10 protein-coding genes are annotated in these 13,271 nt (G+C 39.0%); 9 read left to right on the forward strand and 1 reads right to left on the reverse strand.

What is annotated here, in order from left to right:
• Positions 1-32 precede the first annotated feature (32 nt).
• The 7 genes from NH454_RS05000 (at position 33) to NH454_RS05030 (ending at position 10,318) form a co-directional block, all read left to right on the forward strand.
• Positions 33-1,529, forward strand: coding sequence for a tryptophan halogenase family protein (locus tag NH454_RS05000; RefSeq protein ID WP_253038387.1), 1,497 nt, complete (start codon positions 33-35; stop codon positions 1,527-1,529).
• A gap of 2 nt (positions 1,530-1,531) precedes the next feature.
• Positions 1,532-3,382, forward strand: a complete 1,851-nt coding sequence (locus tag NH454_RS05005; protein WP_253038389.1) for a glycoside hydrolase family 13 protein — start codon at positions 1,532-1,534, stop codon at positions 3,380-3,382.
• Positions 3,383-3,473: 91 nt separating this feature from the next.
• On the forward strand, positions 3,474-5,351 hold the full coding sequence (locus NH454_RS05010; protein ID WP_253038391.1) for an alpha-amylase family glycosyl hydrolase: 1,878 nt from the start codon (positions 3,474-3,476) through the stop codon (positions 5,349-5,351).
• Positions 5,344-6,828, forward strand: a complete 1,485-nt coding sequence (locus NH454_RS05015) for an MFS transporter (RefSeq protein ID WP_253038393.1) — start codon at positions 5,344-5,346, stop codon at positions 6,826-6,828. Before NH454_RS05010 ends, NH454_RS05015 begins: the two co-directional genes overlap by 8 nt.
• 12 nt (positions 6,829-6,840) lie before the next feature.
• On the forward strand, positions 6,841-9,240 hold the full coding sequence (locus NH454_RS05020; protein WP_253038395.1) for a glucan 1,4-alpha-glucosidase: 2,400 nt from the start codon (positions 6,841-6,843) through the stop codon (positions 9,238-9,240).
• A gap of 230 nt (positions 9,241-9,470) precedes the next feature.
• Positions 9,471-9,872, forward strand: a complete 402-nt coding sequence (locus NH454_RS05025) for a hypothetical protein (protein WP_253038397.1) — start codon at positions 9,471-9,473, stop codon at positions 9,870-9,872.
• Between the two features lie 47 nt (positions 9,873-9,919).
• Complete coding sequence (locus NH454_RS05030; protein WP_253038458.1) at positions 9,920-10,318, forward strand: hypothetical protein; 399 nt, start codon at positions 9,920-9,922, stop codon at positions 10,316-10,318.
• 8 nt (positions 10,319-10,326) lie between these two features.
• Here the strand turns inward: NH454_RS05030 and NH454_RS05035 are convergent, their stop codons facing one another.
• Entirely contained in the window at positions 10,327-11,046 is a 720-nt protein-coding gene (locus NH454_RS05035) for a hypothetical protein (protein ID WP_253038399.1), read from the reverse strand.
• A gap of 245 nt (positions 11,047-11,291) precedes the next feature.
• On the opposite strand from NH454_RS05035, the gene NH454_RS05040 reads away from it, so the two are divergent.
• Both NH454_RS05040 and NH454_RS05045 read left to right on the forward strand, forming a co-directional pair.
• Positions 11,292-11,885: a DUF1287 domain-containing protein gene (locus NH454_RS05040; RefSeq protein WP_253038401.1), complete on the forward strand. Its 594-nt coding sequence runs from the start codon at positions 11,292-11,294 to the stop codon at positions 11,883-11,885.
• Between the two features lie 423 nt (positions 11,886-12,308).
• The gene (locus NH454_RS05045; protein ID WP_253038403.1) at positions 12,309-13,235 is read left to right on the forward strand and encodes a hypothetical protein; all 927 of its coding nucleotides are present in this window, start codon (positions 12,309-12,311) and stop codon (positions 13,233-13,235) included.
• Positions 13,236-13,271: the final 36 nt, after the last annotated feature.

Raw genomic sequence — 13,271 nt, forward strand, 5'->3', positions numbered from 1 at the left:
CTCAATGAATTGAAATTGGCGTTAGGTGTACTATGGAATCAAAAAAAATAACCAAAGTAGTGATTGCTGGCGGTGGTACCGCAGGGTGGATAACTGCAGCATTACTCAATAAAGTGCTGGGTAAAGTGCTTGATATAACCCTGATAGAGTCAGCAGAAATTGGCACTGTCGGTGTAGGCGAAGCCAGTATTCCACCTATTTTGCATCTAAATGGTGCGCTAGGTATAACCGAAAAAGAATTTATTAAGGCCACTGGCGCAACGATTAAACTGGGTATTGAGTTTGAAAATTGGCGCAGTCAAGGTCACAGCTATATGCACGCCTTTGGTGAGATAGGTAAAGACTTCCCGTTTTGTGAGTTTTACCACTTTTGGTTAAAAGCAAATCAAGCTAATAATGCACCTGACTTTTGGGATTTTTCACTTAACTACCAAGCTGCCAAAGCACATAAATTTGCCCACCTTAAACAAATTCCAAATACTCAGTTAGCGGGCTTACATTATGCCTATCATTTTGATGCCACTCGATACGGCGAATTCTTAAAAGAATTAGCACAATCACGGGGCGTAAAACGGATTGAAGGCAAAATTGAATCGGTTAATCAATGTCACCTAAGCGGGCATATTACCTCTTTATTGCTTACAAATGGCGAGCAAATTGATGGCGACTTATTTATTGATTGCACCGGTTTACGTGCTTTATTGATAGAACAAACTCTTAATACTGGCTTTGAAGATTGGTCACATTGGTTACCATGTGATAGTGCGATTGCGGTGCAAAGTGAATCAGCTAACGATGCAATTCCATATACACGTTCAATTGCAAGAGACTCAGGCTGGCAGTGGCAAATACCATTACAGCATCGTGTAGGCAACGGCATTGTATATTCTTCTCGTTTCTTATCAGACGAAGCGGCAAAACAACAGCTCTTGGATAACTTACCTGCTAAAGCACTGACAGAGCCCCGCGTTATTAAATTTAAAACAGGCCGCCGTTTAAAGCAGTGGCATAAAAATGTGGTATCGGTTGGCTTATCGAGCGGATTTTTAGAGCCATTAGAATCGACCAGTATTCATTTAATTCAAAGTGCAGCCATTCGTTTAATTAAGCTTTTTCCGCATCAAGGTATTAAACAAAGCCTTGTGGATGAATTTAATCAACAAAGTAAAACAGAATTTGAGCGAATTCGTGACTTTATTATTCTTCATTACAAGATTACTGAGCGTGATGACAGTGCGTTTTGGCGTTTTTGTAAAGGCATGGATATTCCAAGTAGTCTTAAAAAGAAAATTGAGCTATTTAAAACCAGTGGCAAGCTCGTAAGAGAAGACGATGAGCTATTTGCCGAAGTTGCATGGCAACAAGTGATGATAGGGCAAGGGCTTATAGCAGAGGATCACCATCCATTAACTGATGCGTTATCAGATGAGCAGTTAAATGAGCTATTTAGTAATTTAAAAACCCTGATTAATAGCACTGTAGAGCAACTGCCAAGCCACAGTCAATTCTTAGAAAAAGTACAAAATTAACTATGAAAACAACACGAATATTTTTAGCGTTAACGACCGCATTTACGCTTTTCAACTCGACAGCCAGCTTTGCAATTACTGCGTCACCAGAAAACTGGTGGGTAGGAATGCAAAATGACTCGTTACAAGTCATGCTTTACGAGAACAATATTGCTAACAAAACCTGGCAAATGATGCCTTATGAAGGTGTTGAGTTTAAAGGGGTGACAACAACGAATAACCCTAACTACGCGTTTTTAGATTTAACCATTAGTGATAATGCAAAGGCGGGAACGCTGACTTTTAAAGCTGAAGATGGCGCAACCTTTACTTACTCGTTAAATGCCCGTGATAAACAAAGTGCCAATCGTCATGGCTTTACAAATAAAGACACGCTTTATTTAATCAATCCTGATCGCTTTGTAAATGGTGATCCAAGCAATGACACCGTTGCTGGTATGAAGGAGGCTGCAAACCCAAGCTTTAAAGGTGGCCGACATGGCGGTGATATTCAAGGTGTTATTAATAGCCTAGATTATCTTGAGGACTTAGGTGTGACTCAACTTTGGTTAACACCGGTGCTTGAAAATGACATGCCAAGTTACTCTTATCATGGTTATGCCATTACTGACTTTTACAAAGTTGATCCGCGTATGGGTAGTAATGCACTTTACAAAACCTTATCAGCAGAGGCGAAAGAGCATGGCATCGGCTTAGTGATGGACATGGTACTTAACCACTTTGGTTCATCGCATCAGTGGATGGCTGATATGCCAACAGCAGATTGGGTTAACTTTGATGGCAAGTTTGAAAACGGCAAAAATGCCACAAGTCATGCCAGACAAACAATTCAAGACCCACATGCGAGCCAATACGATAAACGTCAATTTAATGATGGTTGGTTTGTTGAGTCTATGCCTGATTTAAATCAGCGCCAGCCGTTACTGTCTACTTATTTGATTCAAAATGCCATTTGGTGGATTGAATACGCCAACTTAAGCGGCATTCGTGTTGATACCTATTCATACTCAGATAAAGCATTTTTAGCCGATTGGACTAAAGCCATTATGACCGAGTATCCAAACTTTAATATTGTAGGTGAAGAGTGGACAACCAACCCGGCAATTGCTTCTTATTGGCAGCGCGGCAAAGTAAATCAAGATGGCTATACCTCTGACTTACCGAGTGTGATGGACTTTTCATTACAAGAAGCGCTGATCCAAGCACTCAACGAAGAAGAAAGCTGGAATACAGGTTGGGTAAAAGTGTATCAATCGCTAGCGAATGACTTTTTATATGCTGATACAGATAACATTTTAGTGTTTGCTGATAATCATGACATGAGCCGTGTTTACACTGAGCTTGGTCAAGACCTAGCAAAAACAAAATTAGCCATGACGCTACTGTTAACGACTCGCGGTATTCCACAAATTTATTACGGCACAGAACTGTTGCTTGATAACACGCCAAGTAATGACCACGGTGATATTCGCATTGACTTCCCGGGTGGGTTTCATGGTCAAAAAGCGAATGCCTTCACAGGCGAAGGCCTTTCAACTGATCAGCAAGAGATGTTAACTAGCATTAAAAAGCTGCTTCAACTGCGCCAAGAAAAACCAGCGCTAAGCGAAGGCCGTTTAATGCATTTTTCACCGAAGCAAGGCGTGTATAGCTATGTGAGAGAACACAATGAGCAAACTGTATTAGTTATTCTTAACAAAAACCAACAAGCCATTGATTGGGACTTAAGCTACATGCAAGAAGTGCTGAAAGGCAACAATAAAGGACGTGATTTAATCAGCGAAAAACCTGTTGATCTTGCAGCGCCAATCCGCTTAAAAGCTATGCAAGCACGCTTAATCGAGCTTGAATAATTGCAACTAATAGGCTGAATACGTATGCATTTACTGTCCGTATGCAGCCCTTAACATTAGTATGAACTGATATTTACAGAAAAATGAAGTAATGATGACAACATACAAAATAACTGCGCTAGTAGTGGCTTCGGTTTTAGGTTTAACTGCCTGTGGTAACGATGCGCCAGTACAGCAGAACACGCAAAAGCAACAATCAGAATCTAGCCAAGCAGCTATCTCTAAGCCTGTGGTTTATCAAGTATTCACTCGATTATTTGGTAATACAAACACCACGAATAAACCGTGGGGCACATTAGAAGAAAATGGGGTTGGCAAATTCGCTGATTTTAATGATGCAGCATTACAAGGTATTAAAGAGCTAGGCACGACACATGTTTGGTATACCGGTGTGCCGCGTCATGCATTAGTAACTGATTATACTGAATACGGTTTGTCTCAAGATGACCCTGATGTTGTAAAAGGGCGTGCAGGCTCGCCTTATGCGGTGAAAGATTATTACGATGTTAATCCTGATTTAGCAATTAACCCTGAGCGCCGCTTAGAAGAGTTTGTTGAGCTTATCAATCGTACTCATGAGCACGGTATGAAAGTTATTATTGATATTGTGCCAAATCATGTAGCGCGTAACTACGAGTCGGTTGCCAAGCCTGAAGGTGTTAAAGATTTCGGCGCTGATGATGACACGACGAAAACCTATGCTCGCGATAATAATTTTTATTATGTAACAGGGCAGTCATTTCAAGTGCCAACAAGCGATAGCTACCAAGTATTAGGTGGTAACCCGCATCCACTTGCAGATAATCAGTTTGATGAAACACCAGCAAAATGGACGGGCAATGGGGCACGCGCTGCTAAACCCGACATCAATGATTGGTACGAAACAGTTAAAATCAATTACGGTGTGAAACCAGACGGCAGCTACGATTTCCCAACACTACCAGCTGATTACGCTGAAAAAGATTACCGTGCGCACTATGCTTTTTGGCAGGATAAAGACCTACCAAATAGCTGGTATAAATTCCGAGATATCGCACTATATTGGTTAGATAAAGGTGTTGATGGTTTCCGTTATGACATGGCAGAAATGGTGCCTGTTGAGTTTTGGAGCTTTTTAAACTCATCAATCAAAATGCAAAAAAGTGATGCCTTTATTCTGGCAGAGGTTTATAACCCAACACTTTATCGCCCTTATATTCAGCAGGGTAAGATGGATTATCTGTACGACAAAGTCGGTTTTTACGACACAGTTAAAGCTGTGATGCAAGGCAAGCAATCAGCAGAAACTATTTTTGAAATCCAAAGCCAAGTGGCTGATATTGAAGAGCACATGCTCCACTTTTTAGAAAACCATGATGAGCAACGCATTGCTAGCCCGGATTTCGCTGGTAGCAGTGAAAAAGGTAAGCCAGCTATGGTGGTTTCTACATTAATGTCGCGTTCGCCAACCTTACTTTATTTTGGTCAAGCTGTTGGTGAAGATGGCTCTGAAGACGGTGGTTTTGGTGACCCAACGCGTACCAGCATTTTCGATTATATGGGTGTACCTGCGCATCAAGCATGGATGAATAATGGTAAATTCGATGGCGGTGCGCTTTCAAAGCAGCAAGCTGATCTTCGCGCTTACTACACGAAGTTAATGTCATTAAACACACTTCCTGCAATTGTTGGCGGTGACATGCAAGCGGTTGAATTGACTGGCTCAGAGCAAGTAATTGCCTTTACGCGTAAGCTAGGTCAACAGCTGGTGCTTGTAGTAAGTAACTTTTCAGAAAATCCACAGAATGTTGAGCTTACTCTTAACCAAGCGTTATTACCTAAACTTAACCACAGTGGTTTAACGTTAACTGACAATCTAGAAAATCATGCCGACATTGTGATTTCTGAGGCAGCAACGAAGGCGCCAATTCAATTACAACTGAACGGCTTAAGCAGTGCAGTATTTACCTTAAAGGCTGACTATGAATAATAACAAACCAACGCTAAGCTTTTGGCAAATATGGAATATGTGTTTTGGATTCCTTGGCATCCAATTTGGCTTTGCATTACAAAACGGTAATGTGAGTCGTATATTTCAAACTTTAGGTGCCAATGTTGATGACATTCCAATCCTTTGGGTTGCAGCGCCGCTTACAGGTCTTATCGTACAACCTATCATTGGTTACTGGAGCGATAAAACATGGAATAAGTTAGGTCGCCGTCGTCCGTTCTTTTTCTATGGGGCAATTTTAACGACGTTATCGTTATTCATTATGCCTAACTCACCAAGCCTGTGGATTGCGGCGGGTATGTTATGGATCATGGATGCGTCAATTAACGTGACTATGGAACCTTTCCGTGCACTTGTCAGTGATAATCTGCCGAAAAAACAACGTGCAACTGGTTATGCAATGCAAAGCTTCTTCATTGGTATCGGTGCGGTTGTCGCGTCTGCTTTACCATGGATGATGACTAACTGGTTCGATATTGCTAATACAGCACCTGCTGGGCAAATCCCGGATTCTGTAAAATTCTCGTTTTATTTTGGTGCCGTTGTTTTAATTATTGCTGTGTTTTGGACCGTCTTTACAACTAAAGAATATTCACCAGAAGAGCTTGAAAGCTTTCATGAACAAGAGCAAAGCGATGACTCGGCTGATGTTCAAAGTAATGTCAACTTTAACAAAGGCGCTGCAATCTTTACGGTGCTTGGCCTTGTTGTACTTGGTATCGTTACCGGTCTTTCTCTTGAGAAAGAGCTGTATTTGCTTGCAGGTGGTTTGATTAGCTTTGGTGTTATTCAATTTATTGCCGCTGCTTTAAAGGCTAAAAACGCAACCAGTGGTGGCTTTTATCAGGTTGTGAATGATGTATTCACTATGCCTGAAACGATGAAACAATTGGCTTGGGTACAATTTTTTAGCTGGTTCTCATTGTTTGCAATGTGGATTTATACCACCTCGGCAGTAACTAGCTTCCACTACGGCAGCAGTGACACAAGTTCTCTTGCTTACAACAACGGTGCTGACTGGGTTGGTGTATTATTTGCCGCTTATAACGGTTTTGCAGCTATTGCAGCACTGTGTATTCCAATAATCGTTAAAAAAGTAGGGCTAAAAATGGCTCACGCTATCAACCTAGTGTTAGGTGCATTGGGCTTGGTGAGCTTTATTATTATCAAAGATCCAAGTTTACTGATCTGGCCAATGATTGGAGTAGGGTTTGCTTGGGCGTCAATTCTATCTTTACCATACGCAATGTTAAGTACCTCAGTACCAAGTAAAAAAATGGGTGTGTACATGGGTATTTTTAACTTCTTTATTGTTATTCCGCAGCTTTTAGCGGCAAGCGTATTAGGCCTAATTTTACGTCACTTTTTTGATAATCAACCGATTTATGCGTTAGTGCTAGGTGCAGTGTCATTTGTACTAGCAGCGGTCGCTGTACTGCGCGTTAAGCAACAATAATAAGGACACACCATGAAAAAATTTAATCTTATTACCGCAAGTTTTTTAGCGTTAGGTTTAACAGCTTGTAGTTCAGAGCAATCAGTTAATACAGCAGTTGAGCAGGTGTCTGCGCCAGGTGCTCCGGGTGTTGAGCCTTTTTGGGCTTACTCAGGTAAAACGGGTATTGGTACCTCTTACGAGCAATACCAAGACGGCCACTATAGCGATGCAGCTGCTACTGGCAAAGTATCAAAAGTTTGGTTTTCAATCGCTAAAGGCATGATCACCGAAACTATGTTTGGTTTAATTCACCAAGCACAAATCAAAGATATGCAGTTTGTTGTAGTTGGTAAAGACTTTACCGTAACAGAAAACGATGATCTGGATGTTAGCATTGATTATTTATATAAAGACGACGCGGGTCGTCCATTATCGCTTGCGTACAAAGTGGTAAGTAAAGATAAACAAGGCCGGTTCACCCTAGAAAAACACATTTTTACAGATCCTAACGGGCAAACATTGTTTGTTCGTAGCGTGTTTAATACTGACCTTGAAGGTGTGAAAGCCTACGTTAATGTAAATCCTTACATTGATAACAACGGTTTAGACGATTTCGCAAAAGTGACCGACAAAGGTCTAGTTGCTTGGCAAGATGATAACTTTTTATCTTTACAAGCCGCTCAACCATTTAAAAAGGCAAGTGTTGGCTTTACAGGTGTGAGTGATGGCTTAAAAGAGTTAAAAGCATCGCAATCACTCTCAACGACTTACCAAAATACCGGTGATAAGTCGGGTAATGTAAGCTTACTTGCAGAGCTTGGCGAAGTATCTAAAAACACCACCTTTGATTTAGCTTTAAGCTTTGGTAATTCTGAAGCTGCAAGCTTAAAAGAAGGTCAAACAAGTTTAAACCAAGGTTACCAAAAAGTGCTTGCTGCTTATAACGGCGAAGGTGCGGCAATTGGTTGGCAAGATTACTTAGCAAGCCTTGAACCTTTGAGCACATTAACTAACAGCACTGCTGATAATGGTAAATTGCTATATACCAGCGCCATGGTATTAAAAGCGCAAGAAGATAAAACTCATGCAGGTGCTTTAATTGCGTCACTTTCTAACCCTTGGGGTGAAACGGTTTCGGCTAAAACTGGTTCTACTGGTTATAAAGCCGTTTGGGTGCGTGATTTCTATCAAGTTGCTATGGCATTTATGGCTATGGGTGATACACGTACAGCTAAAACGGCGTTTGAATATCTAGAAAAAGTACAAGTGACGGACAGCACGCCAGGCAATGGTGGTGACACGGGCTGGTTCTTACAAAAAACGCACGTTGATGGTGAGCTTGAATGGGTAGCTGTTCAGCTTGATCAAACAGCAATGCCGATTATGTTAGCGTGGAAACTACACCAAGCTGGCGTACTTAGCGATCAAGAGCTGACAGATTGGTATGGCAAAATGTTAAAACCAGCGGCTGATTTCTTAGTTGATGGTGGCGTTGCGAAAATTCTTTGGAACGACACACAAATTACACCACCAGCAACGCAACAAGAGCGCTGGGAAGAGCAAAATGGTTTTTCTCCTTCAACAACAGCTGCGGTAGTTGCAGGCCTAGTAACGGCTGCTGATATTGCTAAAAAAGCAGGTGACACTAAAAATGCAGAGCGTTATCTAGCAACGGCTAAAACCTACAACAGTGAAATTGAAAGCACGATGTTTACGACTCAAGGTAACCTTAAGTCTGAAAACAGTGATGGTGAATATTTCATCCGAATCGGTCAAGACAAAGATCCAAACTCATCAACCACACTTAATGCTAATAACGGTCGTAAAGGCTTTGATAAAAAGCAAATCCTTGATGGCGGTTTCTTAGAGCTTGTTCGCTATGGTGTGCGTGATGCACTTGCTCCAAGCATTGTAAAAACTTTACCAGAGTATGATGACGAAACCTTAGTTGATAACCTGCAAGTGCGCTACACCTTTAACTTTGCTGATGGTTCGGGTTCATTCCCAGGCTACCGTCGTTATGGTAACGATGGTTACGGTGAAGATGAAGTGACAGGTAACAACTATGCTGAAGGTGGCAATAACACTCCAGGTCAACGTGGTCGTGTTTGGCCGTTTTTCACCGGTGAGCGTGGTCACTACGAAATCGCTGCGGCAAACGCAACCAATAGCCTTGATGCGATGAAGCAACAAGCGATTAAAGACACCTATGTAAAAGGCATGGAAGCATTTGCTAATGAAGGCATGATGTTACCTGAGCAAGTTTGGGATGGCGTTGGTAATAATAAAGCAGGCTATCAGTTAGGTGAGGGGACAAACTCAGCGACACCACTTGCTTGGACTCACGCTGAATATATCAAGTTACTTCGCTCAGTGAGCGATAAACATGTGTGGGACCATTACCCAGTTGTTGAAGACGCATTGAAATAATTCAGCTTCATATGATGAAACCGCCGATTAACACTTGGCGGTTTTTTTTGTTTTGCACTTTTTTACATTAATTTTCAAATAGTGTGATATTTTAGCATTATGCAAATATAATTGTCTGAGAAAAACACCTATTTAAGTAAAAGCAAAAATTGCACTATTTTTTAAAAATAGAGGTTTTGCTCAGGTTAAGTAGCTTTGTTTAAATTAAAAGTAAAGGGAATTTAATTAATATGCTAAAAAGAATTTCACTTATATTATTACTGATTTTACAATGTTCTTGCTCTATTAATTCTAACTTCGGTAATTATATTATTGCTGACGCCGAAAACAGAGGAAGAGGTGAACAAGTCCAGGTTTATAACGATCGAGAAATTTTCAACTTTAGATCAACCTATTTAGGTAATGTAGAATCGAACTTTTGTCACGAAAAAAATGACTCTCTTATCCCTGAAGATGCTTATTATTACAATCCTTCCAATATAAAAGGTACTTTACAAGATTCTTTAAAAGTTAAAGCACATAAAATGGGTGGTAATGGTATAGTTTTTTCTCAATGTTATACTACGTCAAATACATATCAGTGCTATAAATCAATGCGTTGTGAAGGCTCTGTTTATAATATTGAAAATTAACTATGAGCTCAAAAACAATGAAACACATGCTTCGCTTTGTTTTTCTAATGCTACTTACTTACCCTTTCTTAAGTGTTGCTAATGCAAAATTAAAACCCTTCAGCAGTGATGGTTGCAGCTCTTTCCCTGATGGAACTATAGAACATAAAAACTTGTGGTTGTCTTGCTGTACAGCCCATGATCTCGCATATTGGCAAGGCGGTACTTTCAAGCAACGTGAGCAAGCTGATGTCGATTTAAAAGAGTGTGTTGCAAAAGTAGGTGAGAAAGAGATTGCGGTATTGATGCTTGCTGGTGTCAGAGTGGGTGGTACACCTTTTTTACCAACCAGCTTTCGCTGGGGTTATGGCTGGCCATATCCTAAGTTCTATGGCGAACTAACAGAGCAAGAGCGGATGCAAGTTGAAAGCCGTTTAGCCGAACTTAATACTGAGAAAAATAACTAATTAATCGTTTATCTAAGTTCTTTACAGGTTTTAGATGCATCATTGATTACAGTTGCTTCAGCGCTTTTGGCAAAACGTGTTGACATATAGAGGCCTAATTGGTGGTCTGGCATTTTTATGCGTGTAACGCCATCAAAGTGGTGAGGCTCGATATCTTTTGCAATTACAGTGGGTAGGGCTGTAATACCAGCTCTGTTTTTAGCTACAAACTCAACAGCTTGTTGCCATGTATTAACTTGTTGCTCATGGCTTAGTATTTCATTTTCATCAATGTCTAAATATTTAAGTATTAAGGTGCGCGCACCAGTACCGCGCTTATATGCTATGCCTTGTAATAATGCCTGCTTGCGTAAATTTTTAATACTTAAATCTGTTTCATTTGCCTGGATTATGAGCTGGTAACCAACTTGATAAATTGTTTTTGAACGAGTCGCAAATAGATCTCTTTGAGGAAGCAGTAATAATGGCATAGCGATATCTACTTCATTATTTTTTAACATTTTAATTAAACGAGCTTGCGGTACTGTAATAACGTCAAAGTCGGATTCGAGATGATTAATAACACAGCTATATGCTGACTTTAATTCACCATGAAATTGTTTACGGTAGTACTTTAAAGATTCGCCATTTTCACTTGATACACCTATCAGCAATTTAGCTGAAACTGAATGGCTGAATGAAGCAATAAATAAAGCACATAAGGTGATAAAAAAACGTATAAAGTCCATTTATAAACTTGTCATGTTTTAATTAATTATTAATTTATCAATGACTAGCTATAAAAACAATATCAAGGTAACAACCTGAAATAACATCGTTGTATGTATTTAGCTTGAGTTATTCATTTATATATTTTAAAACAGTGCGTTAGAATTTTTTACTTGAGGGAAAAACTGGAAACTGCAATGTTGAAATCGTGTAGCATTTTGTAGCCTGTGAAGTACTGTATTATTTTTCCAAATGGAGTTTGTAAATGATAAAAACAGCCTTAATTTTATTTTCATTGATTGCGTTTAATACGCAAGCACAAAGCTTTCAAGCAAAATTAGTCAAAGCTGCGAAAGAGCGTACTGAACACGTTGTAGTTTATAACGGCAGTTATCGAAAAATTGACTACCCCAATGGCGATGTACCAAAAAATATAGGTGTGTGTACCGATGTGATAATTCGCAGCTATAGAGCTTTAGGAATTGATTTACAGGCGCTTGTACATGAAGATATGCGCGACAACTTTACCTTATATCCTTCAAAGCGAATTTGGGGCTTGACCAAACCAGATACCAACATTGACCACCGAAGGGTACCTAACCTGCAAGTGTTTTTTGAAAAATTTGGCACAAGAAAAGTTATTAGCAAAACAGCTGCTGATTACCAAGCTGGTGATATTGTGACTTGGGTTTTACCTAATAATAGGCCTCATATCGGCATTGTTACAGATGAGCTATCTGAAGATAAATTAAGACCTCTCATTGTTCATAACATTGGCTGGGGGCCGAAAATGGAAGATATGTTATTTAACTATAAAATTACAGGTCACTATCGATTTGAACCAAATCTTAGCAAATAGTTTTTCCTGTATCAGAATTAAGCCATAAGCAATTGCTATCGTCTTGCATTTTATAACCTCGTGTTTTTGCTATAACAGCGTGCATTGTTCGTTATTTGTTAAAGTTTATAGCTCTTTGTATTAAGAATATGGAATAAATTTTGTTTTTATAATAATTTAAGGTATTTTGTACCTATAACTTATGCTGAGCATTTTTATAAAAAGCTTCAAGTAAAATTGTCAGTTTCAATCTTTTTAAGTGCAAAAAAGGAACAATTCGATAAGTGAAGGGAATTATGAAAAAACGTATCAAAGAGAGCTTTGGTGTAATAGCCTTAGTATTAACATTAATAACATCATTAATAGGCATATATTCGTTGAGTGAATTTATTACTATTTATGGTTCTATATTTCTTGTCTGTTTGATTTTTGGAATGTATAGATATGCTTAGTAAGTTTACAGTTAAATCAACATTAGCTGAAAAGCTTACTAAAGATTCTTTTGTCGCAATTGAACCAATCTATTCAGATGAAACCATAGAGTATTTGAATACTAAATTTGATCAATTATTCTTACAGCAGAATCAATCTAGACGCTATGTAGATGCTTTAGATATGCTTGATTTAGGGGTTCTTTACGATGTTTTTAACCCAAGCTTAATATCATTAATTTATAAGCTAATGCCCAATCCAATTCTTTATCATTGTCATTCATATGAAATTGATGGTAAGTCTCAAAAATCACATATAGCAGGGGACAACTTTTTAGACGGTTGGCATAGAGACATAGACTGTATTCATGATTTTGAAAAGGGAGGTATTCAGCATATAAGCCTTTTTGTATATCTAACTGATGTAGGTGCCAATGATGGTGCATTTGAAGTTTGCACAAAAAAGTTAGGTTATCTTCCTAGATTGTTTAAGAGCTCAAAATTTTACAGTATAACAGGTAAAAGAGGACATTCTTTTTTATTTAATAGAACTGCATTTCACAGAGCTAGCCCGAATAAAAATAATAATTACCGAAGAGTATTGAAAATTTCATTCCAAGATAAAAATACTAGCTCAATAAAACTGAATGAAAAAATAAAAAGTCATAAAAAAAGATTTAACCTACAAAAAGTACGTGATTCTGTACCAAAAGAAAATGTTATCATCAGGTCGTTATTTGGTGACGAAAAAGTAAATAATGAAGAATTGAGAAGGGCAATAGAAAGTAAAAATCTATCCAGCATAAACTATGCTTTTATCCCGGAGTCTACATTTGAAATTAAATATAGTATGTCATTATTAAAAGAATTTCGGGGGGCTGCGAGAGATTTAATGTATCTAAAGAAAATGATGTACTCAAAAAAAATTAAATGTAGATAGTATTCTTCCCCCCTCAAAGTGTGAATTTGAGGGGGG

The organism is Pseudoalteromonas sp. Ps84H-4, from assembly GCF_024124645.1.
GTDB classification, from domain to species: Bacteria; Pseudomonadota; Gammaproteobacteria; order Enterobacterales; family Alteromonadaceae; genus Pseudoalteromonas; species Pseudoalteromonas lipolytica_C.